This window comes from Amycolatopsis sp. NPDC058986 (genome assembly GCF_042741125.1).
Taxonomy (GTDB): domain Bacteria; phylum Actinomycetota; class Actinomycetes; order Mycobacteriales; family Pseudonocardiaceae; genus Amycolatopsis.
In genome coordinates this window covers 66,781-92,349 of record NZ_JBHYJW010000024.1, presented here as the reverse complement: position 1 = coordinate 92,349, position 25,569 = coordinate 66,781, and the positions used below count along the sequence as shown (strand labels likewise).

The 25,569-nt window shown below is 68.2% G+C and carries 31 protein-coding genes; 27 read left to right on the top strand and 4 right to left on the bottom strand.

The features are described from left to right. Positions 1-13 precede the first annotated feature (13 nt). The 21 genes from ACFW0G_RS22085 (at position 14) to ACFW0G_RS21985 (ending at position 12,646) form a co-directional block, all read left to right on the top strand. Positions 14-988 (top strand): hypothetical protein, encoded by a 975-nt coding sequence (locus tag ACFW0G_RS22085; RefSeq protein WP_378327237.1) that lies wholly within the window; start codon positions 14-16, stop codon positions 986-988. After that, entirely contained in the window at positions 985-1,176 is a 192-nt protein-coding gene (locus ACFW0G_RS22080; protein WP_378327236.1) for a hypothetical protein, read from the top strand. Before ACFW0G_RS22085 ends, ACFW0G_RS22080 begins: the two co-directional genes overlap by 4 nt. Further along, a complete protein-coding gene (locus ACFW0G_RS22075) occupies positions 1,173-1,523 on the top strand; it encodes a hypothetical protein (RefSeq protein WP_378327235.1) in 351 nt (116 codons plus the stop codon). The genes ACFW0G_RS22080 and ACFW0G_RS22075 overlap by 4 nt, the downstream gene beginning before the upstream one ends. Next, positions 1,520-2,254 carry a hypothetical protein gene (locus tag ACFW0G_RS22070; protein WP_378327234.1) on the top strand — a complete coding sequence of 245 codons (735 nt, stop codon included), beginning with the start codon at positions 1,520-1,522 and terminating at the stop codon, positions 2,252-2,254. The genes ACFW0G_RS22075 and ACFW0G_RS22070 overlap by 4 nt, the downstream gene beginning before the upstream one ends. A gap of 6 nt (positions 2,255-2,260) precedes the next feature. Continuing rightward, entirely contained in the window at positions 2,261-3,013 is a 753-nt protein-coding gene (locus ACFW0G_RS22065; protein WP_378327233.1) for a hypothetical protein, read from the top strand. 5 nt (positions 3,014-3,018) lie between these two features. Next, positions 3,019-3,171, top strand: a complete 153-nt coding sequence (locus ACFW0G_RS22060; protein WP_378327232.1) for a hypothetical protein — start codon at positions 3,019-3,021, stop codon at positions 3,169-3,171. A gap of 94 nt (positions 3,172-3,265) precedes the next feature. Next, on the top strand, positions 3,266-3,646 hold the full coding sequence (locus ACFW0G_RS22055) for a hypothetical protein (RefSeq protein WP_378327231.1): 381 nt from the start codon (positions 3,266-3,268) through the stop codon (positions 3,644-3,646). A 37-nt stretch (positions 3,647-3,683) separates the two neighbouring features. Then, complete coding sequence (locus ACFW0G_RS22050; RefSeq protein WP_378327230.1) at positions 3,684-4,034, top strand: hypothetical protein; 351 nt, start codon at positions 3,684-3,686, stop codon at positions 4,032-4,034. A 426-nt stretch (positions 4,035-4,460) separates the two neighbouring features. Next, positions 4,461-5,210 carry an ADP-ribosyltransferase gene (locus ACFW0G_RS22045; RefSeq protein WP_378327229.1) on the top strand — a complete coding sequence of 250 codons (750 nt, stop codon included), beginning with the start codon at positions 4,461-4,463 and terminating at the stop codon, positions 5,208-5,210. Next, positions 5,207-5,464, top strand: a complete 258-nt coding sequence (locus ACFW0G_RS22040; protein ID WP_378327228.1) for a hypothetical protein — start codon at positions 5,207-5,209, stop codon at positions 5,462-5,464. Before ACFW0G_RS22045 ends, ACFW0G_RS22040 begins: the two co-directional genes overlap by 4 nt. A 47-nt stretch (positions 5,465-5,511) precedes the next feature. Next, complete coding sequence (locus tag ACFW0G_RS22035) at positions 5,512-6,195, top strand: HNH endonuclease family protein (protein WP_378327279.1); 684 nt, start codon at positions 5,512-5,514, stop codon at positions 6,193-6,195. Positions 6,196-6,233: 38 nt separating this feature from the next. Then, a complete protein-coding gene (locus tag ACFW0G_RS22030) occupies positions 6,234-6,539 on the top strand; it encodes a helix-turn-helix domain-containing protein (RefSeq protein ID WP_378327227.1) in 306 nt (101 codons plus the stop codon). A 181-nt stretch (positions 6,540-6,720) separates the two neighbouring features. After that, entirely contained in the window at positions 6,721-7,635 is a 915-nt protein-coding gene (locus tag ACFW0G_RS22025; protein WP_378327226.1) for a DUF5131 family protein, read from the top strand. Next, complete coding sequence (locus tag ACFW0G_RS22020; RefSeq protein WP_378327225.1) at positions 7,632-7,826, top strand: hypothetical protein; 195 nt, start codon at positions 7,632-7,634, stop codon at positions 7,824-7,826. Before ACFW0G_RS22025 ends, ACFW0G_RS22020 begins: the two co-directional genes overlap by 4 nt. Continuing rightward, complete coding sequence (locus ACFW0G_RS22015; protein ID WP_378327224.1) at positions 7,823-8,278, top strand: hypothetical protein; 456 nt, start codon at positions 7,823-7,825, stop codon at positions 8,276-8,278. The genes ACFW0G_RS22020 and ACFW0G_RS22015 overlap by 4 nt, the downstream gene beginning before the upstream one ends. Then, entirely contained in the window at positions 8,262-9,263 is a 1,002-nt protein-coding gene (locus ACFW0G_RS22010; RefSeq protein ID WP_378327223.1) for a hypothetical protein, read from the top strand. Before ACFW0G_RS22015 ends, ACFW0G_RS22010 begins: the two co-directional genes overlap by 17 nt. Before the next feature lie 281 nt (positions 9,264-9,544). Then, entirely contained in the window at positions 9,545-10,432 is an 888-nt protein-coding gene (locus ACFW0G_RS22005) for a hypothetical protein (RefSeq protein ID WP_378327222.1), read from the top strand. A 53-nt stretch (positions 10,433-10,485) separates the two neighbouring features. Continuing rightward, positions 10,486-10,890 (top strand): hypothetical protein, encoded by a 405-nt coding sequence (locus ACFW0G_RS22000; RefSeq protein ID WP_378327221.1) that lies wholly within the window; start codon positions 10,486-10,488, stop codon positions 10,888-10,890. An 18-nt stretch (positions 10,891-10,908) separates the two neighbouring features. Further along, entirely contained in the window at positions 10,909-11,283 is a 375-nt protein-coding gene (locus ACFW0G_RS21995) for a DUF4326 domain-containing protein (RefSeq protein ID WP_378327220.1), read from the top strand. Further along, on the top strand, positions 11,267-11,878 hold the full coding sequence (locus ACFW0G_RS21990; RefSeq protein WP_378327219.1) for a hypothetical protein: 612 nt from the start codon (positions 11,267-11,269) through the stop codon (positions 11,876-11,878). The genes ACFW0G_RS21995 and ACFW0G_RS21990 overlap by 17 nt, the downstream gene beginning before the upstream one ends. A gap of 24 nt (positions 11,879-11,902) precedes the next feature. Next, on the top strand, positions 11,903-12,646 hold the full coding sequence (locus tag ACFW0G_RS21985; RefSeq protein ID WP_378327218.1) for a hypothetical protein: 744 nt from the start codon (positions 11,903-11,905) through the stop codon (positions 12,644-12,646). 29 nt (positions 12,647-12,675) lie between these two features. Here the strand turns inward: ACFW0G_RS21985 and ACFW0G_RS21980 are convergent, their stop codons facing one another. Both ACFW0G_RS21980 and ACFW0G_RS21975 read right to left on the bottom strand, forming a co-directional pair. Next, entirely contained in the window at positions 12,676-13,605 is a 930-nt protein-coding gene (locus ACFW0G_RS21980) for a nucleotidyl transferase AbiEii/AbiGii toxin family protein (protein WP_378327217.1), read from the bottom strand. Continuing rightward, complete coding sequence (locus tag ACFW0G_RS21975; RefSeq protein ID WP_378327216.1) at positions 13,508-14,689, bottom strand: type IV toxin-antitoxin system AbiEi family antitoxin domain-containing protein; 1,182 nt, start codon at positions 14,687-14,689, stop codon at positions 13,508-13,510. Before ACFW0G_RS21975 ends, ACFW0G_RS21980 begins: the two co-directional genes overlap by 98 nt. 1,249 nt (positions 14,690-15,938) lie before the next feature. Between ACFW0G_RS21975 and ACFW0G_RS21970 the strand changes: the two genes are divergently transcribed. Next, a complete protein-coding gene (locus ACFW0G_RS21970) occupies positions 15,939-16,655 on the top strand; it encodes a hypothetical protein (RefSeq protein ID WP_378327215.1) in 717 nt (238 codons plus the stop codon). A 32-nt stretch (positions 16,656-16,687) separates the two neighbouring features. Here ACFW0G_RS21970 and ACFW0G_RS21965 read toward each other — a convergent pair whose 3' ends face one another. Both ACFW0G_RS21965 and ACFW0G_RS21960 read right to left on the bottom strand, forming a co-directional pair. Further along, the gene (locus ACFW0G_RS21965; RefSeq protein WP_378327214.1) at positions 16,688-17,320 is read right to left on the bottom strand and encodes a hypothetical protein; all 633 of its coding nucleotides are present in this window, start codon (positions 17,318-17,320) and stop codon (positions 16,688-16,690) included. Positions 17,321-17,569: 249 nt separating this feature from the next. Continuing rightward, a complete protein-coding gene (locus ACFW0G_RS21960; protein WP_378327213.1) occupies positions 17,570-18,466 on the bottom strand; it encodes a hypothetical protein in 897 nt (298 codons plus the stop codon). A gap of 181 nt (positions 18,467-18,647) precedes the next feature. Here ACFW0G_RS21960 and ACFW0G_RS21955 point away from each other — a divergent pair, with 181 nt between their 5' ends. The 5 genes from ACFW0G_RS21955 (at position 18,648) to ACFW0G_RS21935 (ending at position 25,436) form a co-directional block, all read left to right on the top strand. Further along, entirely contained in the window at positions 18,648-19,583 is a 936-nt protein-coding gene (locus ACFW0G_RS21955) for a hypothetical protein (protein ID WP_378327212.1), read from the top strand. Between the two features lie 553 nt (positions 19,584-20,136). After that, complete coding sequence (locus ACFW0G_RS21950; protein WP_378327211.1) at positions 20,137-22,110, top strand: ATP-binding protein; 1,974 nt, start codon at positions 20,137-20,139, stop codon at positions 22,108-22,110. Positions 22,111-22,155: 45 nt separating this feature from the next. Then, positions 22,156-23,019 carry a hypothetical protein gene (locus ACFW0G_RS21945; protein WP_378327210.1) on the top strand — a complete coding sequence of 288 codons (864 nt, stop codon included), beginning with the start codon at positions 22,156-22,158 and terminating at the stop codon, positions 23,017-23,019. 192 nt (positions 23,020-23,211) lie between these two features. Further along, positions 23,212-24,168, top strand: a complete 957-nt coding sequence (locus ACFW0G_RS21940) for a DUF3560 domain-containing protein (RefSeq protein ID WP_378327209.1) — start codon at positions 23,212-23,214, stop codon at positions 24,166-24,168. Positions 24,169-24,359: 191 nt separating this feature from the next. Next, positions 24,360-25,436, top strand: coding sequence for a hypothetical protein (locus tag ACFW0G_RS21935; RefSeq protein ID WP_378327208.1), 1,077 nt, complete (start codon positions 24,360-24,362; stop codon positions 25,434-25,436). The last annotated feature ends 133 nt before the right edge of the window (positions 25,437-25,569 follow it).

Genomic DNA, 25,569 nt, shown 5'->3' with positions numbered 1-25,569 from the left:
AGAACGGATACCGATGTCCGATCCGATCACTGACCTCACGGACGCTCAGCTGCTGCGGCAGCTGGAGGCGCTTCACCGGAAAACCGGGCAGATCCCTGGGCGCCCGACCGTCGCGAATCACCTCGGCATAGGCGAGTCGCGTGCCCGTCGTCTCCTCTCCCAGTACCAACAGCAGACCCAGGGAGCTGTCATGCTCCCCCGCCAGCAGCCGCCAGCGCCCTCATCAGGGCGAATTCTGCACTCCGTCGAGGCTGACGATGATCACGGCGCCACCGCTGGCACGCCAGGCGCCAGCTGGCGATCGGCTGGCGCCAGCGCGCCCACCAGCTGGCGCCACCTGGCGACGAGCACCGGGCAGAGCGGTCTCGCCACGCTCCTTCAGGTGATCCGCACCGCTCCGATCTGGCTGCCGGTCGCCGGCACCATGGCGGTCGCCTGGTACGGCCAGACCTCGTTCGCGCGCTACCAGCTGGAGCTCGCTCCAGCCCCCGCGGCGCTCATGGGCGCGTTCCTCGAGTGCTTGATGATCGGCACGAATCAGCGCGCGCACGAGCGACGGCGCATGGGTGATCGTGCGATTCCGCTGCGCGTGTTCTCCGCGGTCTGCGCGGTGGTCGCCTCGGTGATGAACTACTGGCACTTCGCCGGCCCGGGGTTCGCCCCCACGCAGAAGGCCGTCACGTTCGGCGTGGCCTCGATCTTCGGGTTCGTCTACTGGGAGATCACCTCGTCCGCCGCGATCAAGTCGACGCTGATCCGTATCGGTCTCCGACCTGCGCCCCGCCCCATCGTCACGGCCGCGGCCGGACCACGACTGTCCGCCGCGCGCCTGGTCGTCCGGACGGTGCTGCATCCGTGGTGGACCTACCGGGCGCTCGACGCCTCGCTGACCGATCCGATGCTCAGCCCGCTCGAGGCCTGGCGCGCCGCCGTCAACCAGCACCACAGCCGCAAGGTCTCGAAGAGCACGAAGAAGAAGAGCCGATGAGCTCCGCCGAGCGCGACCGCCGCGTCACCACGCTGGCCGCCGAGCTGACCGAGTTGAGCCAGGACGAGTACATGGCGTCCCGCATGCCCTCGGCGCAGCAGTGGCTGGTCGAGGTCATCAGCCGCCGCCAGGTCGTCAGTGACCAGCTACGAGCTCTCGCCGACCCGACCGATGAGGAGACGTTATGAAGGCCCAGATCTCCCTGCAACCCGGCGATGCGATCCGGTTCTCGGATGAGCGCCGGTCATACACCGTGCGCGCGGTCAGCGACGATGGTCGCTGGGTAGCCTGCACGAAGCCGTTCCCGGCGCAGGACACCGTGCTGTACACGGTGTGCGACTTCCAGGAGAACCTCCGCGGGCACGACAACTTCCTCCTCGGCCTCGGCTATGAAACCGACGGGGAGTGCCGCGCGGCGATCGGGATGTTCGCCACCGGGGAGGCCGAGTTTTCGCACCGCCACCGACCGATCCCGTTCCGGATCGTGCAGTGGCGCGCCAACACCCATCCCGCCGCACAGGGAGCCGAGCGGTGACCGCCGTGCGAAGCTCGGGCGCTCCCACTCTGCCGGGCGGCTCGTTCCTGATCGGCTTCTCGGACACCGGGCGGCACGCGGTCCGCCGTGCGCATGTCGAGAAGGCGGACCCGACCCAGCAACAGCATCTCCGGTTCACCTCGGCGATGTGCGGCGCCTACCCGATGCTCGTCGCCCCGCTCTTCAAGGCGTGGGAGCATTCCAACCCGTACCTGCGATCGAACCGGTGTCCGGCCTGCGGCTGGAGTGTCGCTGTCGAACAGGGCGCGATCAGGGACGAGCTGGATCGCCTGATCCCGCCGACGCGCGACCGGGCGGCGCTGGAAGCCGTGTGCGACCCGCTGCTGGTGGTCCGGGTGTGCCGGGCGATTCTCGATGCGGCGTCCGATGAGGACCAGATGCATCCGGAGACACGGATCCGCGTGCTGGCGATGGCTGTCGCGCATGCGCCGGTGGTGTGCCCGCTGGACGAGGACTGCGCCGAGAACGCCTGCGACCACCGTCCCGAGGAGCAGTTACACGATCCGTCCTGGGAATGCCCCTTTCCTGACGGCGTGAGCATCGTCTGCCCGGCCTGCAGCGTGCAGACCGGTCCGGAGGCCGGGGAATGGGAAAGCAGTTTCGTCCCGGAGGCCACGGTGTCGGGGCCGTGCGAGGTGCTTGCCACTCTCGCACGGCAGTTCCAGGTTCCGTTGTCCCGTACCGAATCCACGAAATCCTGTCAGGAGTGATCACGTATGTCCGAAGAGTTCCACTACATGATCGTCGCCAACCGGAATGCCGAGGTCGGTGATCTCGTACCGAACACCGACGCGACGGGGAATCCGATCCCCGCCTACCGCGACCCGCGCTCGGTCTCGGTCGTCGAGACCTTCGACGACAACACGATCGGCTTGCTCGACCTTCTCCAGATGCCTAAACGACTGGTCCCGCTTGTCGCCCAAGTGCTGAAGGTCGTCCCCAATGGCCGAGTCTCACTGCACAGCGAGCTGTTCAACGCCGAGCACTGCGAAGACGTCGTACCCGAGCCGCACGACGCGGTGGAAGCCGAGGGCGGCTGGACGGTTCGGGCCCTGATGCCGGTGGAGACGATTCTCGGCCCCCAGGGTGCGCAGGTGGTCGCAGCGGTGCGGGCAGGGTTCCCGTACTTCGACGAGCTGTGTGACGAACAGGTTCTCGACAGCTACGTCTCCACGGGGAACATGCTCCACACGAACCGGAAAGCGGAACTGGACGCTGCTCTCGACGCCGCGGAGAACGCGCTCGACAACGTCGCGGCGGACGGCCTGTGGTGGACCCGCTGTGCCATGGCATGCAACTGGAACAACGAGATCCCCGCCCTGGCCGCGCGGGACCTGATCGGCACGACTCCGGGCTGGAACCAGGAGGCCTACGACCTGTTGACCCTGCCGTGGCGAACTGCGCTGCCGACCGTGCCGTTGCACGCGGACGACAAGCCGCTCGCCGCCACCGCCTCCCACCCGGAGTGATCGCGATGCGGCTGGATGAGTTCGACGCCGTGCTGGGCCTGGACTGCACCCGATCTGAGGACGGGCGGAAGTTCTACGAGCGCCGTAACCGCGCTGAAGAGCAGGGCGCCGTCGAGGCGATGCCCGGCAGCCCCCAACCGGCGGACGACAGCCACTGACCTGAGACACGGTCCGCTGGCATTCAGGCCCCGGGCCGCGACGATGCCTGCGCGACATCCCGACGAGCACGACGACATTCCGCAAGGAGGACCGTTGTCCACTCAGCACACGACGACGTCTCTGCGGCCGGATCCGCGGCAGCAGGAAATCCAGTTGGCCGTCAGGTTCGCGAAAGCGGATCTCGCGCGGGACCTCGCCCACACGATCGCCCAGGCCTATCCGGAGCTGCTGGACCTGCATCGATGGCTGATCGCCACCGCGGACGCTCTGGACGCCGGCGGCGACGAGCCCGGGCCGCTGCGCGCCAGCCAGCCACGAACCCTCGTAGCGCTGCGGAGGCAGTTCGCCGCGGAGCTGCGAGCACAGCAGCACACGGACACCCCTCGGCCGGGAACGGCGGCCGCCGAGCGCAAGGACGCGTACTGCGCGGCACTGCGCTGGGCGATCCGCCAAATCCACCCGACCTCCGAATGAATCCGCTCACCCCACGATTCCCTGACAGGAAAAGCTCATGACCGATTCGAGCACCGTTGCCGCATCGACGCTCCCGGAGACCGATCTGGTCTGCGCCGCACTCGCCGACCTTCCTACCCGGCTGAAGACGCTCGACAAGAAGCGTTTCGCCGTCGAATTGGAACATCACGGCAAAACCCAGCTCGCCTCCCTCGTCGACACGCTGGCCTCCGTCTGCTCGGAGCTCACGAGCCTCCTGGAGCTCGCCTCAGAGGCGCTGGACAACTACCTCGTCGACTCGGAACCGATGCACGAGGCGATCTACGCCCTCGGCGAACTCGCTGGTGGCCACCTCGAAAACCTCGTCGAGCAGCTGACCCCTCGCCGCGCGTTGCCGTACACCCGCTGAACGCAATCCCGAGAAGAGCCCATGCCGGACACGGATGACCCCGCAGGACCGCGCAGCCGGAGTACCTCGACGCACCCGAGTCTCTCTCGGAACCGATGTCGCGCCGCGCTGCTGCTCGTGGTCGGCATGTGGTCCCTGTGGGCGTTGGGTGCCGACACCGACGTTCCTGTTCGGCGTCGCGTTGCTGTGCTGGCTCACTCCGCAACCCTTCGAACCACGATGACGATGAGGACTCCGCCCATGCCCGACAACCCCACGCGGCCTGGCTCGCTGCCCGCTCCCGCGCGGCTCTTCCCCGACCACGCCAGCTGCGGGCTCGGCCGCCTCTGCTTGATCGCAGATCTCGAGGAGAGGTGATCCGCAGTGTGCCGGTCCCTCGCCGAAGGTGGGCGCCGTTGTCCCGGCGGCCACAGCACCGACCGTGACATGAAGAACGCCCGGAACCGACTGTGGCGGGCCCGCAAGGCGCTGACCGCTGCCGAAGCGGCCAACGACCCGGCCAGGACCGCCTGCGCCCGCGAGCGAGTCCGTGAGGCTGAAGACGGCATCGAGGCGGTAAAGATCCTCTCCGGAGCGAATCAGCCGGATGTGCCCAACGCGGCTGGTCTGCGTCGAGCCGAGCGCGAGGCCGTGTCGGGATACACCGGTGGCGAGTTCGGCGCGATCAACAAGTACCTCGAGAACGGGAACCAGGTTCCCTCCTACGCAGCCGACGACCGCGACTACGTGCGCCACATGCGGCAAACGGTGTCTGCGCTCACCCGCGCTGTCAACCGCTCCAAACTGGCCACGCGAACCGCCGCGACGCGGGCGATTCCCGCCGCGACTGCCATGCAGGTGTACGGCCCGGTCGGATCACGGGTCGGCCAGACGATCACCGAACGCCGGTTCACCTCGACCACCACCAACGGCGCCCCCGACCCTACCTTCGGAAACGTCACCATCACCTACGACCTCGCCCCCGGCACCAGAGCTCTGGACATCAACTCTTCGGGCGTGCCGTGCGCGCAAGGCGAGAACGAGCTGCTGATCGGATCCCACCAGGACTTCGTGGTGGCCGCCGACGAAATGGTGGCCGGCAAGCGCGTGATCCGCCTGCACAGCACCGCGTTCGGCGAAACGTATCCGACACCGCCGAACACCGCGGCGCGCCTGGTGGGGAGTGATGTCTCGTGATTCCCGAGTCCGATGTGGATCTCACGCCCGCCGAGGCCGCGCGCTGGCGCCTTACGCAGCTCGCCTACGCGATCGTCCGCGATCTTGCCGTACCGATCGACTTGGTGATGCGTGACGTGCGCGAAGGCTGTGAGCAGGCACTGGCGAGCATCCGCCGAGCCGACCGGCGCGCTACGTCGCCGGAACACCCCGGCGACGTCCGCCACATGGACCCGATCAGCAAATCATTTCGGCATGGAGGTGCCTCTGAATGAACGAGGTCGACCACATCTCACCAGAACATCGAAGCTTTCCCAGGAACATGCTGAGGCTGGTCACCGCCCTGCTTGTCGCGGTGTCGACTGCAGGGGCGGTCACGGGATGTCACACGCAGGCCCCCGCGCAGGCCGCCGACACCCGCAGCACGGCCGCGCCGTCGCGCTCGCCGGTGCCGGAGGGTGCACGGGCGCAACTGGAGCAGCTCCGGATCGCGCCGCGCAGCTCGATGGGCGACTACGACCGCAAAAAGTTCCCGCACTGGATCGACCAGGGCCATGGCTGCAACACCCGCGAGCTGGTGCTCAAGCGGGCAGGCACCAACGTGAAGGCCGGTGCCGACTGCAATCCCACGGCGGGAACGTGGCGCTCGCCCTACGACAATGCGACCTGGGCCAAGCCCGGGGACCTCGATATCGACCACCTGGTCCCGCTCGGCCACGCCTGGGTATCCGGTGCGAAGTCGTGGACGACCGAGCGGCGCCAGCAGTTCGCCAACGATCTGGACCGCCCGCAGCTGGTCGCGGTCACCAGTTCCGTCAACCGGGAAAAGAGCGACAAGGCCCCGGACGAATGGAAGCCCCCGCTGGTGTCCTTCTGGTGCACGTACGCCACCGACTGGATCGCGGTCAAGCACTTCTACGACCTCACCATCACCGCGGCCGAGAAACAGGCGCTAGCGCTGATGCTCGGCAAGGGCACCTGCCCGGCGTCACGGGGTGCGCGGTGAGCCCGGCGCCCCGGCCGCGGGATCCACGGCGGGATCGGTTGGCGGCACGGCTGCAGCAGCTGCGAAGGACGACGCGGCTCAGCCAGGAGCGCATCGCCGCTCGGGTACCGAGCCTGTGCCGCAGCGCGGTGTGCGAGATCGAAACCGGGCGCCGGGAAGTTTCCGCGCTGGAGCTGGTCGACCTGGCCGCCGTCTACGGGCTGTCGCTAGACGCGCTGGTCGCCGGTGCCATCGACTCCGCGGTCCCCCAGCAACCGGTGCTCGACTTGATCGGATTGAACGAGGACGACGTGGTTCTGGTCCGCTCGTTCGTAGATCTCCTGCGCAACCACCGTCGCGATTAGACATTCTCGGCAACCGGCTCCGTCGTACAGATCGGCGCGGACGAAGAAGCTTTCTACCACTGGTTAAGGAAAACGTAATGGGAGAGACGAACATCGGCTGGACGGCTGGTCTGGAACTGGGTCGTGAAACCCGGGTTGGCGTTTGCCCGCGACAGGTGTCGTGCGCCGAGCGGAGTGCGGCATGAGCGAGACGACGAAGATCGAGTGGACGGACCACACGTTCAATCCGTGGTGGGGCTGCGCGCGGGTGAGTCCGGCGTGCCGGTTCTGTTATGCGGACACGACCGCGACGCGGTGGGGTCACGAGTTGTGGCGGCGGAAGGGGCCGCGCCGGATGCTGTCCGAGGCGAACTGGCGGAACCCGCTGAAGTGGAACCGCGCCGCCGAGGCCGCTGGTCAGCCGGCCAAGGTGTTCTGCGCGTCGATGGCGGACGTGTTCGAGGTCCACCCCGTGGCGGAGGTCAACGCGCAGCTCGACGCGGCGCGGGCGCGGCTGTGGTCGTTGATCGAGCAGACACCGTGGTTGATCTGGCAGCTGCTCACGAAGCGGCCGGAGAACGTGGCCGCGCTGGTGCCGTGGGCCGAGGCGTGGCCGGCGAACGTGTGGCTGGGCACTTCCGTCGAGGACAACCGACGGGCAGCGGAGCGCATGCCGGTTCTGTTGCGTACCAACGCAAAGAAGCTGTTCCTGTCGTGTGAACCGCTGCTGGAAGACGTTGATCTCGGGCCGTGGTTCAGCGGCGAACACGCAGTTGCCGGGCGGCGCCCGGACTGGGTGATCGTCGGTGGTGAGTCCGGGTCACAGGCTCGGCCGATGCAGCCGGACTGGGTCCGGTCGCTGCGGGACCAATGCCAGGACGCCGACGTCGCGTTCTTCTTCAAACAGTGGGGCGAATGGGCGCCTGCGGGCCAAGGCATCGGCATGGCGCAGTACAACGTCGGCCGGGAAGTGCTGGTCGGTCCGCCGCTCGACGATATGGGTCATCGGCAGGTCATGCGCCGGGTCGGCAAGAGCAAGGCCGGACGCGAGCTGGATGGCCGGTTCTGGGACGAGTTCCCCGCCACCGGCCAGCTCACCGGGGCGGCGAGGGCATGAACGCAGCAAGCACCGAATCCCGCCGGCACACACCCGATGTCCTGGAGGCCGCAATAACCACCACCGTCGACTTTTCGTTCGTCACGACCGTGCACCGCCCCGAACTGCCGGACGTGCATCTCGGCTTCGTGTTCCAGCACCAGGCCAAGTACGCGGAGTGCCGGACGGAAACTCCGGAGGTGTCCGCATGACCTCCGCCGTCACACTGGTGGACGAGCCGGTCCTCGCGATCACCGTTCGTCCTCCCTGGAGCCACTGGATCGCGCTCGGCGTGAAGCCGCCGGAGAACCGCAGCTGGCGTCCACCGCGCGGCTGGGATGGCGCGCTGGTCATTCACGCGGGGAAAACCCTCGATCCCTTCGGATTCGCATACGGTGCGCGCCTCGGTCACGCGGTGGGCGAGGACGAGGTGGCTCGTGGCGAGTTCATCGCCGTGTGCCGGATACGCGAGGTGCATTGGGCCGGACCGGACTGCGGGGCCGAATGTCAGGACTGGGGTCAGCCGGGCTGTTTCCACTGGATGCTCAGTGGCGTTCGGCGGCTGACCAGCATGGAGGGACGGGGACGTCAGAAGCTGTTCGTCCCGCCGGCCGACGTCGTCAGCCATGCGCTCGAGGTGGTGGCCGATGATCGCGCTGCCTGACCCTGGTTGCCGGGTCACGTTTTCTGAGGCTGGCCGGAGCGAAACGTTTCTGTCCTCGGAAATCGCGCATTCCGAGAGCTGGCAGACCGCCATCCACGAGGCTGGTCATCTGGTCGCGGCCTGGTTGACCGGGTTTCCTGTCCGGTATGTGACGATTCGGCCCCGCCAGCCCGATCGGCTCGGCGCCGTGCATTACCGCCAGTCCAGTAGGGATCACGATCCGGGCCAGTGGCGGGCACGTGCCATCCAGTCGGCGGCCGGGATGGTCGCCGAGATCGGTCTGCTGGCCGCCGCAGGGGTCTCGATCACCGACGGGGATCGTCTCGCGATTGCCGCTCACGGCTGTTCCGATGGGATCGAGTTGTTCGCCGATTGCACGCAGCCCCTGGTCTACTTCCCCGACCTCGAACTCCCGGACGGTCTCCGCGCCGACATCCTGGCGCACCAGCCCTGCTATCCGTCGCAGGAGAAGCTGGCGGCATTCATTTGGGCGGAGACCGCTCGGCTGCTGTCCCGGCATTGGGGCGCGGTGTACGCGGTCGCGGCCCGCCTGTACGCCGATCCGAGCACGCTGACCGGTGCGGAGGCGTTTGCCCGCGCCGCCGCAGCACCCGCGCGCGAGGTGTCCATTCCCGACGCCTGGTGGCTTCCGGAGTACGCGCCGACGACCTGGTATCACCGGCATCTGGTGGATCAGCTCCGGGATCAAATCCAGGACTCCTCGCCACCGGACATCTCGTGGCGCTGGGACCTCCCGCCAGGTCTGGGCGCTTATGTCGAGGATCGCGCGAGCGGCTGCGGAGTCCGGATGCGCGTCAACGAGCACGGCGGCTGGACGTACTCCGTGCATTACCGGGATCGCCTCGTGCACGCCCTCGGCAGTACCGCGAGAAACGTACAGCTTCCGGACCTCGACTGGCCTGCTCTTCGACGGTTGTGCGCCGAGCTCGACGCCCAGGAGAAGTGCCGTGATGTTCGGGTCTGACGATCGCGCCCTGCCGACGCTCCGCCTGATCAGGCAGCGAAGACGGAACGCCCAGGTCAGCGAATCGACCGACGTTCCGCTGCCAGGAGGTGACGGATGGCTCGGAGATCCCCGGCCCGATGTCCACGGCAGTCCGGCCGGAATCCGTCGGCACGAGGAGGCCGGGGAACCGCTCTGCACGCTCTGTTTCGCCTGGTGCGAGGACCTTGTCGCGGCCGGCTATGCCGTCCGCGATCCCGATGTCGCTGTACTGAAGCAGGTTGAGCTCCCCGGAGGCCATGATGACCAGCACTGACTCGCAGACCGCCGCCGCGATGCTGGAGCAGGTCCGCCGACATTTCGTTCCACCACTGCAGGTACGTCAGGGTCAGGTCGATTCCGCCTCTATTCTGCCCGGCGCTGTCGTGCTCACTGAGGTTCCCAGCCCGAGGTCCGGGCGGCGGATCGACGCGCTTGCGATCGGCCTGACCCAGGCACGCGCGGGCTTGGACGGCATCGAGATCAAGGTCGATCGGGGCGATTGGTTGCGGGAGCTGGACCAGCCCCGCAAGGCCGATGCGTGGCTTCCCCACGTTCACCGTTGGTGGATAGCGGCGCCGTCGACGACGATCGTGCCCGAACACGAGCTACCCGAGGGCTGGGGCCTGATGGTGCCGTCTCCACGCAACGGCCGACGGATGCGGATCGTGGTCAAACCGCAGACCCGGGAACCCGAAGTCACCTGGGGAGTGATGTGCGAGATCGTCAAGAAGCTCGACCGGTATCGCGCCACCGAGGTGCAGACCGCCGCCGACACCATCAGCACGCAGTTGCGCGCCACCTACCAGGACCAGCTGCAGCAGGCCGCCAACCGGTTGCAGACGCAGGCCGACGCGGACCGGCATGCCGAGATCGGGCGGCTGCTCGCGCAGATCAGCGGCCTGGACGCGTGGCGGTTGCGGACCACGCTCGACACCGCGGGCGCGCCGGAGCGGCGCATGCTGGCCAACCTGCTCGGCCTGGTGGCCGACGCTCGCCACGGCGAGCGGCTCGACTGGCTCCTGCAGACCCTCGCCCGGGCCGGCGAGGAACACGCGGCCCGTGCCGACCGCTACCGCGGGCTCGCTGACCAACTCGGGCAGCTCGCCGACGCACCCCGCGTTCCCGACGTCGGCCGCTCCGCCGGGTGATATCCGATGCCCCGGTTTCCCTCGACTTCCCTTTGTGAGAAAGGTATTCGCTGATGTCCTCTACGTTCACCGCCGATCCGGCCGCCGTTCGCACGCTGCTGGCCGAGCACCTCGCCGCCGATCCCGTCGTCATCACCGGCCAGCCCTGCCCCTCCTACCTCGACCTGGCGTCGTTGATCGACGACGCCCCCGCGGCCTACAGCGTCCAGCTGGTGCCGACGACCAGATACGTCACCGTCGTCCGCAATGGACGATGGGGCCACGACGAGCAGATGTCCTATGTCGACTACCCGGTTCCGTTCGATGATCCCGGGTTCGCCGGCATGCTCGTCGCCGCGCTCCGTCCCGTCATCGATCAGGAGCTGTGGTTGGCGACCGAGCACGAGCACCGGGACCGCCGGACGTACGGTGCGCGGGCGAGCTACGAGGCCCGTGACGCCGTCACCCGGCTCTTCTGACCCCGCGCGGCGAACGACGTGACCGTCCGGCCGCGGCGAATCCAGCGGCGCCGCGTGCGCGGATGGCATCGGCCACGAGGCGCGACGATCGTCGACAGGACCAGCCGGTACGGCAACCCATTCACCATCGGCGCCGCCAGGACAGCTGGGTTCCCGGACCCGCGCCAGACCGTCGTCGATCAGCACCGTCGCTGGCTGGACGGCGACCCGGCCTACCCCGATACCTACCAGGTCGGGCGCCGCACCTTCGATCGCCGCTGGGTTAACGCCCATCTCCACGAGCTCGCCGATCGTGACCTGTGCTGCCCTTGTCCACCCGGAGCGGTCTGCCACGCCGACACGCTGCTCGAACGTGCCAATCGGAGGAACAATCACCATGATCAGGCCGGATGACCTCGCCAGGGTCTATCAGCATTGCGTGGAGTGCGGCCGCAGCTATGTCACCGAGCTGGACCTCGTCCAGGCCTACAACGACGACATACCCAGCGACTGTCCGCCTGCCACCCGCGGCAGCAAGATCCTGTTCTGCCCGGAATGTCTGCACGACTTCGCCTTCTCACCGAGCGCGCGACCGGTGCCGGATACGGTACGGATCATGACCGCCGATCGGTACCACTACGACGATGTCGCCGCGTACAACGCCGAACACCCCACCGCCGCGATACCCGAAGACCACACTCAACGCGCCGGGCTTCGCCGGTTCACCGTGGCATCGGCTGGGCTTGAGGACGACCTGCTCGGCCGCGGCGGATCGTGGACCGTCGACTTCCTGCCCGGCGGCGCGCCCCGCGAGGACGAGGAAGACCGGCTCGGTACCGTCGTGGGCTCCCGCTGGGGTTCCGGTCCCATCGTCGTGTTCGCGTCGGAAGTGTCCTTGCGATCGGCGTGGACGGCGATCGTGACCGCGTGGCCGACCAGCCTCACCCAGGCAAAGGCCGCGTTGGACACTCTCGACCAAAGGTCCACACAGGACAGTTCGGTGCGGTGACATCGGCTAGCGGAAGGGAAACCTATGCCGGCACGGCAGGTCGGCTGCGGCGCCACGCTCCTGCTCACCGCCGGAGAGCGTGAGTTTCTCGAACAACTCCCCGACGGCGCGAACGCCGTGCACATGCTGCACTGGTGCGGTCTCGAACCCGGGCACGCCGGACTGCACTACACGCTCGCGCAGCACGCCTTCGAGGACGAATGGTGGCTGAGCTGGGATATCACCGATCACCGGGTACGGGATCTGCGGATCTTGGCCCCGTGCCCGGTCGAGGGGCCGCCGGATCCTCTCGGAGACACCGCGTCGTGTCTGCTGTTTCTCGGCCACGTCGGCCAGCACGGCTTCCTGTTCGACGTCCTCGATGTGCCTGCGAAGGACCGCCCGCCGCTGCTGCTACCCCGGGTCGGCGAGTGGACCTCCTTGACCCGGCTGCAGCAGGACAACCACGAGCTACTGCGGAAGCATGGCCTGACCGTGCAGGCGTACCTGCGGATGAACAGCCTCCGGCTGCACGAACGGCATCTCGGCGAGCAGTCGACGAGGCACCTCGGCCTGCACACCAGCCTCCCGGTTTCCCAACTGGCCAAAGTCGACGCCACCACACCGGGGCTCTCCGCCGCGGTGGCCCAGGGGCTGGTCGACGTCGTCACGCACCCCGCCTACGAGCCGCTCTACGACGGTGATCTGCTCGTCGACAGCATCGTCGTGCGGCTCACCGCTGCCGGGCGTGAACTCATCGACGAGCTCGACACGTTGCTGCAGGAGTAGCTGATCCCGCGGGAAGGTTGAGCGTTGGGTCAGCGCCAGCGCTGCTCGGCGGGATTCCAGTGCCCGAGCGGTGGCTCGGCGCGGAGAAGCGGGGTGATGAAGGCATCCGCCAGGGGCGTTACACCCTCGAGCGTCCGGAGTTCGTCGGCGAGTTCACGGACGTCGCTCGCGGCCTTCCGATAGCCGGCGGCCCAGGAATGCGGGTCTGGTGCTCGAAATGCTTCGGGGAGTTCGAGCACCATGCCGCGCTTCCGCCGGCGATCGACCTCGTCCCGCAGGATCCGGTGCATCTCGGCGCCGTCGAGCCGCGTGTTGCAGGCGAACAGCGCCAGGTCGACGAGGTCCTTGTACCGCGTGGAGGGGCGGGCGTCGGCGCGGTAGAGCTCGTACATCGCGCAGATCTTCTCGGCGACATGGTCTTCGACCGGGAACACCCGCGCGTCCGGCCACGGCGTGCTGTCGGTCTTGAAGACCGGCTTCAGCGGTTCGAGGGCGATCGGACCGCGGGGCATGTGGCCGGCGGCGACGACGTCGACCGGGACGCGGTGGTGCAGTGGCGCGTTCTCGAACATCGCCATGAACGTGACCTTGCGGGTGGGCCGGTCGACGTGGGTTTGGTCGGAGGTGCTCAGGTGGGCGAACCAGATGCCGTCGTCCAGGCGCAGCGCGGCGATCGTCTTCAGTGCCTCGACGGCGGCATCGGTGTTGTCCTCGGCGCTGAGCAGGTCGATATCGGCGGAGTAGCGCGCCGAGGGCCAGCGCACGAGCATCGCCTGCCCGCCTTTCAGGACCCAGTTCTTCGCGTCCGAGCCGTGGAAGACGCGGGCGAGCAGGCGACGGTGAAAATGCAGCTGGAGCAGCTCACCGGCCGTACCGCCGGTGTCCTTTGCCGCGCGTGCTGCTCGGTCCTTTTGCGAGCGGAGATACGCGCGGGGGCTCTGCGGTCGCTGCGGTGTCATGTGCGTCATCGTGCTCGGTATCGACGTCGTCATCCGTTCCGGGTGGCCCGTCGTCCGCCGGGGTGGAGTCGGAGAGGGTGCCGTGCCGGGAGTTCGCGAGCTGGGTCACAAGATCCGTGGGCAGGATGGAGAGTTGGGGAAGTCCGAGACCAGCCAGGTTCGCAGCCAGCCTCTCGGTGTCCTTGCCGAGAGCGTGCCTGATGCCCGCGAGCGGAGATCCGGCCTGCGCGGCCGCGGCGATCGCGGGAAGCACGCTGGCGGCGGTGCTCCCTTGTAGCTGCCGCAGGACCTCGGGCGGAAGCCGACTGATCCCGGCGGTGTCGATCTGGGCCAGGTACTGCGCGACGGGGGTCGTGACGCCGGTCAGGTGGCGAGCCAGCGCGTCGATGTTCGCGGTGCGGGGTGGAGCGGGACGGTGGGCCAGTTCGGTGGTGCTCGTTCCGATCTCGGCGAGCAGGTGCTCGAGCAGGGCTTCGCCGTCGCCGGCGCGGCGGATGCCGTAGCGCAGGGCGTAGGGGCCGATGTGGTCGGCCAGCTCGTCGAGCCGGACGAGGTTCGCCAGGACGGCCTGCTGGATGATCGTGGCGATGTGGCTGCCGTCGATGTGCTGGTCGAGCAGGTCGCCGATGGTCCGTAGCGCGGTGGTCACGGGCAACCCGTCGATCGTCGTGACGTCGGCGTCGGTCAGCACGGCGGTTTTGAACCACAGATCCGGGTCGCGGCTGGTGCGCCGTCGTGGAGTGGTGAAGGCGATCCGGTCGTGGATGAGCTCGCCGAGGCCGTACAGGCGCGCGGCGGACTGGTGGGAGAGCACGCCGCCGTCGGGATCGACCGGCGGACGTTCCCAGGCGGGTACGGCGGGGTTGAGGGCGAGCCAGGCGGCCTGTTCGTCGCGGGCCTCGGTGACGACCGCGCTGGTCGCGGCGTAGACGCCGTGGCGAATTCGGTCGAGGTTGCCGGACTTCTCGAGCCGGTGCAGGGTGATCCCGTCCAGGCCGAGGCTCCTGGCCTGGCGAAACGTGACCATGCCCCACTGCTCGGCCGTGAAGGTGCCGAGCAGCTCCAGCGCCCGAGTAGCTTCCATGCAGCATAGTTTACATCAGCGTGCAGCACTTTTTACCTCTAGAGGTAAAAAGTGCTGCATTGATACGTAAATAACGCTGCGATTGGGCCTGCGTGCCGTCCGCCGACAGTGGTGGCCGCCGAACGTCGGGCGTGCCGTGCTTCCCCGTGATCACCTCTCGTCTGGCCGCTGCCCTGCTTCCGTCCGGCCAGCCTGCGCAGCCACCAAGGGACGGCGTAAGAACCCACCGAGCGAACCCGATGACGCCGAACGGCAACCTCAGGGTGCTCTGCTCGAGTAGAACGCGGGATGCGGGAGACGCCCGTGTACAGCGCCGAACTTCGCTGATCCGCTCCACCCGAATCTCGGCAGTCCGGACCGGCGAGGGGCTCGCTGGTGACCTGGCTACCGAAGCGGGCACTTCGTGATCACGGGAATGGGCGCAGACCAAATAATTCGGATACAGGGAGTACCCCGCACTGCGAATCACCTTGTTTGGTGTGTTTCCCGGCGTGGCGTACCGCACGGGTCGGGGAATGACTTGTAGTTTCTGCCAGGTCACCCACTCTGTGTCTGGGTTCCTCGCGCTGCAGCCGGGGAAGCACTCCGGGTCCCGGCTACCGAGCATCCGCTCGACGGTCTTCCGGAGAGAGAGATAGGAAGGTGATGGGCATGCGCCCGCGGAAACGGAACCGGCTCACGATCACCGTCACGATGAAGGTGACCGTGAGCCAGCTGGTGACCGTGCTGACGGTGGTCCTCGTAGGTGTAGGAGCCTGGTACCAGCGCTGACGGTCGTTGTTCCGTTCTGAGACGGGGTCGTCCACCAGGACGGCCCCGTCTTCTTGTGTTCTCACTACGTGCGAAGCTCGCGCTGTAGCCTGCGCGCAACTGTAGCCGCGAAAGGTCTATGGACCGAACCGACGCGCGGAACTTTGTTCACCCGATCGTGTTGAAATACCACTCTTTCTTGCGCATCGAGCGATGGCGTCCTCCGGCCCGTTGACGTCGTTATCGCACAATCTGCGAAAGCATTGCCCAAGGTCGCAAACGCCGCGAGCAGGCTCTACCTCGACATTCGCGTCGCCTATAACACAGGAGCGAGCGCATATCCACTGTTCCGTAACCCTAACGACCTTCACTCGGTCGGGTGTCACAACTCGCTTGTGCCGTTACATACCTCAAACGGAATACATGACGGGTGGCGGAGTAGCCACGCACGGAACGTCGCGCCGAGCATCATCGATATCGTCGGTGAGCATGAAGATCGATGGCCGGGGACGCGTGGGCCGACGTGCGTAGCTTCGCCGCCGAGCAAGGGCCGGTTTCCGGGCCGAAGTGGGTCGCGCACGTGGTGCTGGGTGAGGCGGCGTGCGATCTGGGCGATGCCTACGCGGCCACCGCGCGGTCCTGGTGGGACAAGACCCGCCAGGACGGTGATGAACGGTCGTTCGACGAGGTGTTCGCCGTGCTGCCGCGGGCGCGCCGACACATCACGCTGACCTGGATCGAGCGGGCCGCGGCCGAGGTCACCGCCGACCAGATCGAGCAGTTGCAGGAGACGATCGCGCGACGAGCCGCGATCTTCGAGCCGTTCCTGCTGCAGGTGGGCCCGGCGATCGTGAACACCTACGCGATCGAGCTCTACCTACCACCACATCGAATGCTCAATGCGCTGCAGGTCGCGGTCGCCGGCGCCTACCGCGCGGCGTTCGGCCCCGAAACACGGCCGGAACCGCGGCACAAATTCTGGCGCGGGCACACCTCGATCGGCTACTGCCGCCACGAGTTCCGCGACGAGGGCCTGGCCAGCGCGCTGCTGCGCACCCCCGGCCCCGTGGCGCACTATCTCGGCCCCGCCATCGCCCCGATCGACCACGTGCTGCTGGTCCCCGAGGACGCCTTCGCGCCCGGCGGCCTCACCTGGGATCTCGACCAGGCACGGCGCATCCCGCTGGGCCGTCCCGCCACCGACGTACCGCGTTGAGAACCATCCTGTCCCCGCGCGCGCAGTGGTGATCACGGCATTTCGTCGTAGGAGTCGTCGAAGGAGGCCTCAAGCGGCAGCACCGGGGACACATCGGGGTGGGCGTACCAGTCACGACGCACGTACATCCAGCGGACCAAATGCAGCCGGCTCCGCAGCGAGCTGTATGGGACCACCGCGTCGGTAGCGTGGCTGTCGAGGATGTGCCACGCCTGCTCCCGCCAGGCCTGCCAGCGCTCCCGCGCATCCGGGCGCAGGGCCGCCGTCAATTCGCCCCGGTCATCCTCGCGGAGCCGACCCCCCGGTTCCTGCACGCAGCCGGGTTCGATGGCGGCGATCCGCCGCGCCGAGGCGTCCTCGACCAGGCGCGCGGCGGTGACATCCAGCGGGGCCAGCTCGGGTTCGTCGAGCCCCCGTTCGCGGGCCACGTCATAGGCGGCCAGCGCGACAAGGCAGACCACGATCCTCGGGACCGTCAGCGCCACCGGCTCATCAGAGTGCTCATGCTCGGCGGCGCTGTCCTTCCGCGCGGTCCAGAGGGCCAGCCCCAGCGCGAAGTCGGTCAGCGTCCCGAACGGCGTGCGGCCGGTGGCTACCCGCACCCCGATCTCCCAGCTGCTCTGGTCGTGGAGTACCGCCCACTCATCATCCAACTCCCCGGTCATGATGGGCACCGTAGCCCGCATCCCGGCCCGTGTCGCCGGATGAAGGCCGAGCCGCTCAGCTCACCGCAAGACGCAGCACCCGGTCTCGCTTCAACCACAATCGCCTGGGGTTTGGTGATCGCTGGCAGCGCGGACACGCACGCTGTCGCCAGTCGTGACGTCCACAATGGCCCTCGCCTCGCGGCTCCCTCCCCGTTCCTCGTGATAGCGAGGGACCGAACTAGCACGATCTGTCGCTGGAGCGGCTGATCACCGGGGCATCATCAGCCGGGGGCCGAGCACGGTGTGGACACGGGTGGGCAGCGCCTCGAGCATGGCGGCTGTGTTCGCCCGCGACACCGCGACGGTCGCGTCGGAGTCGTCCCCCACGAGCGCCCGCGGCGCGTCCGGGCCGAACCAGGTCCGGACCGCCGGGTACCGCCACGGGACGATCGCGATGCTGCTCGCGCGGAGCACGGCCAGGGCCACGCGCAGGCTGCCCGCGCTGTAGCGGGCGGAATGCAGATGCCAGCGACACTCCCCGCCGATAACGCTCCGGCTATCCGGCAGCCAGCCGCAGTGCTGCATCCGGACGGCGCTGCATCCGAACACGCCGAAATCGTCGACCACAGCATTGCCATGCAGCGTCAGCGACCACGGCTGCACGGTGCCGCTGTATCCCTCGGTGACATAGACGACGCCAAGCAGGCCATCCTGCTCACCGAGTAGGAACACATAGCGATCACCGACCAGGTCGGTGACATCGGCGACCTGCTCGAGCCCCTCCTCCGCGCAGATGCGCAGCAGCTGGTCCAGCTCGATCCCGGCCACCAGGTCGTCCAACGCGGCCAACGCGGACTGCGGGGTGAACCAGCCGCTCATCCCTGCCAGCCAGGCCATCAGATCCCGCCGCTCCAGCCCGTCGACCACCTTGACCCCAGCGTCCTCGCGCCCCGGTCCGACGGCGTCGTCGCGCCACACCGCGACCCGGGCCCCGCCTGTCTCCTCGGGTGCTTGTCCCCATGCCTCGTCCCGAGCGAGCATCTGAGCGAGCCTGCGCTGGGTCGCGGCCAGATCGGCCCGATCCTCCCCGGGCTCGGGCAGCGGAACCTGGTCACGCAGCCACCGCATCCGCGCCAACGCCCTCACCCGCCTCGACAGCCCCATTCGCGCAGCCTACCGGCGGTACGACGCCCGCCAGCTTGATCAACCAAAGCGGTAACCGGCGACACGAAGGAGAAGGAATACCAGACGGCCACCCTCGCCGAGCCGATCGCGCCGCGATGACCAGCCTGGGCGGGCCGCACACGTACGACCGACGGGGTGCGCGGTCGATACGGTGGAAGGCGTGGGCAGTGACCAGCAGCCGGAACCGGACAAGCTCATCGGCGTGGTGTGGGCCGACGCCGTGGCCGCCGCCGGCGCGTTCACCACCTGGTACCGCGGCAAGGACGACCGCACCGGCGTCCCCTGGGAGCAGGTCACGCGCCTGGTCGCGCTCGCGCTGTGCCGGATCGCGGCCGACCAGCACGTCCCGATCGCCGACGCGGAGCTCGACGCCCAGATCATCGGGTATCTGCGTGACCCTCGGCGGCTGCTGGCCGAGCCGCTGCCCACCGGCGCCACCGCGCCCGAGGTGCGGGACCGGCGAGATCCGGTGCTGCGCCGCGCGGGCCAGGTCTTCGGCGCCAGCCACACCCTGCTATCCCCGGGACGGCAGCTGGGCCCCACCGACGACGGCGCCCCGCTGCACGACACCGTCGCCGAGCGCCTGGTCGACCTCGCCCAGGACCAGGAACTGGACCGGCTGCTGCCGTCTCCGTACGCCGAGCGCCTGCAGCAGCACCTGCGCACCGCCCGCACCGCATACCAATCCGGCACCTGGCGGCCCAGCGAAGCTGAAGTCGACCTCGCGGGGAAGGCCTTCGATGCGCTGCGGCTGCCCGACGAGTCCGACGTGCTCGGCCGGTCCTGGCTGGCCCGGATCCGGCGGCTGGCCGCGGCCGCCGCGTCCGTGCGCACCACAGCCACCACGACCGCTCCGGGCACACCGCTGGGCGAGCTGCTGGACGCGATCGCCGCCCGCCTCGAGGACGTCGCCGCGCCACTTCCCTACCTGGACACCGCCTGGCCGGATCGGCCGACGACACAGAGAATCCCGCAGTGGGAACGCCACCACATACCCCTGACGCTGCGCGCCCGCGTCGCCGACGCCGAACGGGGCCTTGTCGATGTCGTCGCGACCTTGTACTACCTCGGCACCGGCGACGATGGCATCCGGTAACTGCCCGGGGGGCATCTGGGTGCTGAGCGGGCACCGCCGTATTCGGCGGCGCTGTGATGCTGGTTATCAGTAGCACCGGCGCATCGAGCTCGGCGAGAATGTAGCGACCCATCGCCAGTTTTCCCGGACGTGGCCAGCGGCAACACAAACGGCGACGCGGATGTGAGGTCATGAGCCACCGAGCTCCCGGCACGAAGCCGAGCAAGCTAACACGGTAGAGATGCCGCAGTATTCGCCATCCTCTCCTGGACCGATGTGCCATCGTAAGAATTGCGCTCGCCATGCCTCATGCAGACTCGCGCGATACCGCTGAGCATCATGAACTGCCTGGCTACGACGCTGCTAGTCCTCCCCCCAATCCAACCTTCGCCCGCTTATCCAGAGCGGTATTTCGGCCGTCCATGCATTGCATTACCGGTACTCAATACGGTATGATTGAGATACGCCAAGAGGGAGAAGGCCCCTCGCCCGAGACCGGGGAGAATGACCTGTAATGCAAACGCTCAGCTCTACTTCTGTCACCTCCACCGTGGATACGTCGAACGCGGTGGACATGTCGATCAGCACGGACAATATGGCCGATTTGATGCGGCTGCTGACCAATATTTACCGCAACAAGTCCGAGGCGGTGTTGCGGGAGTACGCCGCGAACGCCTGGGACGCGCATGTGATGGCCGGGAATCCCGCGCCGATCGAGATCACGCTGCCGACCGAGTGGGAGCCCGAGCTGGTCGTCACCGACCACGGGACCGGTCTGAGCGAGAACGAGATCATCTCGGTGTACTCCTGTTACGGCCGCAGCACCAAGAAGAACACCAACGACCAGGTCGGCGCGTTCGGGATCGGCGCGAAGAGCGCCTTCACACTCGCGACCCAGTTCACCGTGACCTCCACCAAGGACGGTCGGCGGGTTGTCGCCGTGTTCGCTTACCGCGACGACGTCGGCACGGTCGAGATCAAGTCCCGCGCCGAGGTGGACGAGCCCAACGGCGTCACCGTGACCGTGCCGGTCTCCGATGTCTCCGAGATGCGGCGGGCGGCGGCGAAGCTCTTCGCCATCTGGGAGCCCGGGACCGTGGAGGTCAACGGGAAGGCACCGACGTACCTGCCGGGCACCATGCTGCGGATCAACGACCAGCTCTACGCCCGCTTTAGCATCCGGGAGCGCACCGATGCCTTCGCCGGGCTGTCCATCGTCATGGGCGGCATCGCCTACCCGGTCACCCCGGAGATGCTGGTCATGGCCCAGCGCAAGTGCGGGCCGCAGGCCGGGGAGATCCTGCGCGGGCTGGCAAGCCCCCAGTCCAACCGGCTGGACCTGCTGGCGTTCGTGCCGGTCGGCGATGTGGACATCACGCCGTCGCGGGAGGACTTGCGTGACACCCCGCGCACCATCGCCGCGATCGCCCGCGCCGTCGAGGACTTCCACGCCCAGCGGCACGCCGCCGCGCAACGGGAGGTCGATGCGGAGCCGACGCCGCTGGAGGCGAAAAACCGCATCCTGGCGCTCGCGACCTTCCTGCCACCCGTCAACGCGAAGACCGGAGCCGCGTGGCGCGGGAAGCGCCTGCCGGAAACGATCTATCCGAACTTCCCGGAGATCCTGCTCATGCCGGGCACCACCGTCAACCGCACGCGCTTCGACGAGGCCCCGAGCGTCACCATCTACACCGACCTCGCCGACACGCTGGTCATCACCAATGTGGACGCCAAGGGGCAGAAGACCGTCCGGCGGCTGGCCAATCGGTACATGACCCGCCACGGCCTCAGGCGGCTGTATCTCGCGCCCGACGCCGAGGGCGAGGTGGATTGGCTGCCCTACGGGCCGGACGCCCCGCTGCCGTCGATGACTTTCGACGAGTGGCACGAGGAGGCCAAGCAACTGCCGAAGGTCTCCGTCCGCCGCGAGATCCAGTACACCGTCCTTACCGACGGGAAGACCGAGGAACTGCCCGCCTCCGAGCTGCGCGAGTGGATCGACGCCGGAATGCGGCTCTACCTGCGTGATTCCGCGTACGGCAACTACATGGATCAGCTGATCCTGGACGCGATCGGGACCGACGGGATGCTCGTCAAGCTGACCGGTTCCCAGACCGAGGACGCCTTTTTCAAGCGATTCAAGGACGCCGTGAAGGCGTCGGCCGCCGTCGAGAAGTACGCCCAGTCCGTGATCGACAACCTCACCGACACCGAGCGGCTCGCCCTGTCCTGGCGGGAGGACAAGCGCTTCGAGACGCTGGACTCCTTGCGAAACCTCCACAAGATCCCGGCGGTACGCGACGCGCTCGCCCCGTACCTGCGCGGCCGTGCCGCACGCCGGGCCATCGGAGACCAGCGCTGCCTCTACCTGTCCCATGCCGAACGAGCGCTGGGCATCAACTCCTGCCCCGGCCAGCTCAGCACCGGCTACCCGTTGCTCGATCTGCTGCTGGACCGGGCCGGAACTCACTTCAACCCGGCGACGCTCGACGACGAGGTGCGTGACCACCTCGCGCTGTACGTCACCGCCGCTCAGGCCGCCGCCTGATCATCACCCGATTTTCGCGTCACCATAAGGAAAGGGAACACGGTTATGGATTTCCACCACGTCCGGAATGGACACATCGAGAATCTGACGCTGTACTTCGCCGACGGGCAGATCAAAACGCTCTCGCCCCAGCACGTGAAGTACCACGCGATCCTCGCCTACCTCACCGACCCGAACAGCGCCACGAGCGAGGCGTACGTCCGTGAGCTGCTCGACGCCCGCGCGCTGGTGATGAGCCGCCTGCGGCCGCTGTCCGACCGCATCGCGTTCGACGAGGACAACGACGTGCTCACCTTCGACGGGGACCGCCTGGACACCGCGCTATCCCGGCACATCGTGAAGGCGCTGCGCGAGAACAATCAGAACGAGCTTCGACCCGCCGTGGCGTTCATGGAGAACCTCGCGCAGAACCCGTCGGCGAAGTCGCGACGGCACCTGTGGCACTGGCTGCGCGACCGGGATCTCAAGCTCACCCCCGACGGGCACGTCATCGGCTACAAGGCCGTCCAGTCCGGGCCGGAGAACTACTCCATCACCTTCGGCCGCAACCAGGTCACGGTGGACGGCAAGATCCACACCGGGCACATCCCCAACCCGATCGGCGCCGTGGTCTCCATCGCCCGCTCCGAAGTGGACCCCGACCGCAACGTGGGCTGCTCCACCGGGCTGCACGTCGGAACCTGGTCCTACGCGGAGCAATTCGGCGCCGGACGCGGCAAGGTCTTGACGGTCAGCGTCAACCCCCGCGACGTGGTCTCGGTCCCGTCCGACCACGACGACCAGAAAATGCGCGTCTGCCGCTACACGGTGCACGAGGTCACCGACGAGCCGCACACCCGCGCCATCGTCGCCTTCGATCTCGACGACGACCCCGAACACGAGCACGACGAGGAGTACGCCTACGCCTAACCCCTGAGCAGCGTCGCCCGGCCCTAACCTCCCCGAGGGCCGGGCGACGCCCCCCTGGTGGCTCTCGGATGCAGGTACCGCGACCCGTTTCTCGTGCGGGAACAGGGTTTCCCCAGCACCACCATTGCGGTATGCTGGGCATACGCCAAGAGGGAGCAGGCCCCTCACCCGAGACCGGGAGACGCACCACCCATGACCGACCTGATCATCTGTCACCACTACACCACCGGGACCACCGTCGAAGACGTCCCCCGGTACGGCTCCGCCCACGACGCCCTGGCCGCGCATCCGTCGTGGCGCTGGTCGCGGGCGGCCGAGGCCTGGCTGCTGCGCTCCTCGCGCGGCTTCCGCCCGAAGAAGGCCCGGATCGCCGAGATGGAGAAGATCCTCACCGGCCTCGGCCACCAGGTCACCCGGCAGATCGACGAGGACATGCCGCCGGTGGCCGAGCGGGAACACCACCGTGCCGACGACGCCGCGCGGCGCGCGGAACACTGGCGGGAGCGCGCCGCGGCCAAACAGCGGCAGGCCGAGAGCACCCGGCAGGCCGGCGACGACTGCTTCCCCGACAACGGGCAGCCCGCGCTCGTCGGGCACCACACCTACAAGCGCGACGTCCGGCGCCGCAACCGCGGCTACCGACGGCTCGAACGCGCCCAGCAACTGCAGAAGACCAGCGACTACCTCGACGGCCGGGCCGAGGCCGCCGACCGGCACGCCGCGGCCCGCACCGACCCGGTCAAGGTCGGCAACCGGATCGAGCGGCTCGAAACCGACTGCCGACGCCGCGAACGCGCCCTGGCCCTGCTCGCCGACCAGACCGGCCCGGCCGCCGACGAACTGTGCACCGAACTGCACGACCTCGCCGAGGAGATCGACCACTGGCGCACGGAGTACCAGCGGCTGCAGGACGAGGGCCGCGCCACCGTGCTCGGCCCGGATACCGTCCGCGAAGGCGACTGGGTCAAGCTCCACTTCGGCTGGACGATCGTGCGCAAGGTCAACCCGAAGTCGGTGACCGTCCCGAACCCGAACTTCCCCGCACCGCCGCCCGGCCAGCGCGAAGAGACCACCACCTACCGCTACCACCAGCTGCTCGGCCACCGCCCGGCCGCAACGCCATCCGGCGCGGACGACGCCGGCGGCTGACCAGACCCCCGGTGGTGCCCCGCCCCATCCCCCCGGGGCACCACCGGGCCCCCATACCGGGCACGTGGCTCGCGCAGCTTTTTCTTTACAGAGCACCGGTTCTCGCCACCCGTCGCCTCGTTGATGTATGATCTTCATACGCCAAGAGGGAGAACAAGGCCCCTCACCCGAGACCGGGAGAACCAACACCGATGACCGAGCAGCTCACCATCCGGCACCGCTTCTTCGCGGGCACCACCGTCGAGAACGTCGAACTGGACAGCGCCGCACACCGCGCCCTCACGAATCACCGATCCTGGGTCTGGGCGCGGGGACGCCGCACGTGGTTCCTGCGCGCCTCCCAGCGGCAGTTGCCCAAATACGACCAGATCACCGAGATCGCGAAGATCCTGGCCGACCTCGGCTACCAGGTCACCCACGACGTCGACGAAACACGGCCCAGCATCCAGGAACGCGAGGCCGACCTCGCCCGGCACAAGAGCCGCCGCGCCGCCCAGCTCCGCCGCCGCGTCACCACCCTGTCCGCGCGGATCGCGCACCTGCGCGCCGAGGCCGACAAGTGCTTCCCGGACAACGAACAGCCCGTGCTCGAGGACCACTACAGCGCCCCGGCCGACAAACGCCGCCGCGAACGCGGCTGGCAGCTCCGGCGGGAGGCCGACGAGCTCGCCGCCGAGGCCGACAAGCTCACCGTCCAGGCCACCGAGGCCGAGCACTACATCGGCGCCCGCTACACCCCGGCCGCCATCGGCGACCGGGTCAAGGCCCTCACCGCCAGCGCCCGCGCCCTCCAGGACGAGCTGACCGGTACGCCCACCTGGGAAACCCACACCGACGAGAACGGCCAGCCCCGTGACCGCCTCGTCCGCCGCGCACCCGACGAGCCACGCGCCGCCGAGATCCGCCGCGACCTCGACCACCTCGCCGAGGACCTCGCCTACTGGCAGAACGAGCTGCGCACCCGCCAGGCCGAGCAGCACGCCATCATCCCCGGCCCGGACACCGTCCACGAAGGCGACTGGATCGCAATCGGCTCACTGTGGGCACGCGTACGGCAGGTGAACACGCGATCGGTCACCGTCCCCCACCCGACCACCGCGCCGGGGCCGCACGAGAAGGAACGCCGCGGAACCGTGCCCTGGCACAAGATCACCGATCTGCGCAGCGCCGAGGCCATGCGCGCGCTCGACCCCGACTTCGTCGAGCGCTACGAGACCGCCGGAACCAACCGCCGCACCCTCGCCCCCCGCGACGCCGACCCCGCGTGACACCCAGGGTGGTGGGGGGGGGCCCCCCCCCCCCCCCCCCCCCCCCCCCCCCCCCCCCCCCAAGACCCGCTGGGGGGGGGTCCACAAAAAAAAAAAATTGTAGTTAAGGAAGACACAAAATTTGTAGATGGCC

Excerpts from the sequence above, each read along its gene's own strand:
- ACFW0G_RS22005 (WP_378327222.1), top strand. The coding sequence starts at position 9,545 with ATGACCAGCACTGACTCGCAGACCGCCGCCGCGATGCTGGAGCAGGTC.
- ACFW0G_RS22015 (WP_378327224.1), top strand. The coding sequence starts at position 7,823 with ATGACCTCCGCCGTCACACTGGTGGACGAGCCGGTCCTCGCGATCACC.
- ACFW0G_RS21990 (WP_378327219.1), top strand. The coding sequence starts at position 11,267 with ATGATCAGGCCGGATGACCTCGCCAGGGTCTATCAGCATTGCGTGGAG.
- ACFW0G_RS21970 (WP_378327215.1), top strand. The coding sequence starts at position 15,939 with ATGGCCGGGGACGCGTGGGCCGACGTGCGTAGCTTCGCCGCCGAGCAA.
- ACFW0G_RS22080 (WP_378327236.1), top strand. The coding sequence starts at position 985 with ATGAGCTCCGCCGAGCGCGACCGCCGCGTCACCACGCTGGCCGCCGAG.
- ACFW0G_RS22060 (WP_378327232.1), top strand. The coding sequence starts at position 3,019 with ATGCGGCTGGATGAGTTCGACGCCGTGCTGGGCCTGGACTGCACCCGA.
- ACFW0G_RS21975 (WP_378327216.1), bottom strand. The coding sequence starts at position 14,689 with ATGGAAGCTACTCGGGCGCTGGAGCTGCTCGGCACCTTCACGGCCGAG.
- ACFW0G_RS21965 (WP_378327214.1), bottom strand. The coding sequence starts at position 17,320 with ATGACCGGGGAGTTGGATGATGAGTGGGCGGTACTCCACGACCAGAGC.
- ACFW0G_RS22045 (WP_378327229.1), top strand. The coding sequence starts at position 4,461 with ATGAAGAACGCCCGGAACCGACTGTGGCGGGCCCGCAAGGCGCTGACC.
- ACFW0G_RS21985 (WP_378327218.1), top strand. The coding sequence starts at position 11,903 with ATGCCGGCACGGCAGGTCGGCTGCGGCGCCACGCTCCTGCTCACCGCC.
- ACFW0G_RS22085 (WP_378327237.1), top strand. The coding sequence starts at position 14 with ATGTCCGATCCGATCACTGACCTCACGGACGCTCAGCTGCTGCGGCAG.
- ACFW0G_RS22075 (WP_378327235.1), top strand. The coding sequence starts at position 1,173 with ATGAAGGCCCAGATCTCCCTGCAACCCGGCGATGCGATCCGGTTCTCG.
- ACFW0G_RS22025 (WP_378327226.1), top strand. The coding sequence starts at position 6,721 with ATGAGCGAGACGACGAAGATCGAGTGGACGGACCACACGTTCAATCCG.
- ACFW0G_RS21945 (WP_378327210.1), top strand. The coding sequence starts at position 22,156 with ATGGATTTCCACCACGTCCGGAATGGACACATCGAGAATCTGACGCTG.
- ACFW0G_RS22050 (WP_378327230.1), top strand. The coding sequence starts at position 3,684 with ATGACCGATTCGAGCACCGTTGCCGCATCGACGCTCCCGGAGACCGAT.
- ACFW0G_RS22000 (WP_378327221.1), top strand. The coding sequence starts at position 10,486 with ATGTCCTCTACGTTCACCGCCGATCCGGCCGCCGTTCGCACGCTGCTG.
- ACFW0G_RS22020 (WP_378327225.1), top strand. The coding sequence starts at position 7,632 with ATGAACGCAGCAAGCACCGAATCCCGCCGGCACACACCCGATGTCCTG.
- ACFW0G_RS21935 (WP_378327208.1), top strand. The coding sequence starts at position 24,360 with ATGACCGAGCAGCTCACCATCCGGCACCGCTTCTTCGCGGGCACCACC.
- ACFW0G_RS22035 (WP_378327279.1), top strand. The coding sequence starts at position 5,512 with ATGCTGAGGCTGGTCACCGCCCTGCTTGTCGCGGTGTCGACTGCAGGG.
- ACFW0G_RS22010 (WP_378327223.1), top strand. The coding sequence starts at position 8,262 with ATGATCGCGCTGCCTGACCCTGGTTGCCGGGTCACGTTTTCTGAGGCT.
- ACFW0G_RS21980 (WP_378327217.1), bottom strand. The coding sequence starts at position 13,605 with ATGACACCGCAGCGACCGCAGAGCCCCCGCGCGTATCTCCGCTCGCAA.
- ACFW0G_RS22065 (WP_378327233.1), top strand. The coding sequence starts at position 2,261 with ATGTCCGAAGAGTTCCACTACATGATCGTCGCCAACCGGAATGCCGAG.
- ACFW0G_RS21940 (WP_378327209.1), top strand. The coding sequence starts at position 23,212 with ATGACCGACCTGATCATCTGTCACCACTACACCACCGGGACCACCGTC.
- ACFW0G_RS21960 (WP_378327213.1), bottom strand. The coding sequence starts at position 18,466 with ATGGGGCTGTCGAGGCGGGTGAGGGCGTTGGCGCGGATGCGGTGGCTG.
- ACFW0G_RS21950 (WP_378327211.1), top strand. The coding sequence starts at position 20,137 with ATGTCGATCAGCACGGACAATATGGCCGATTTGATGCGGCTGCTGACC.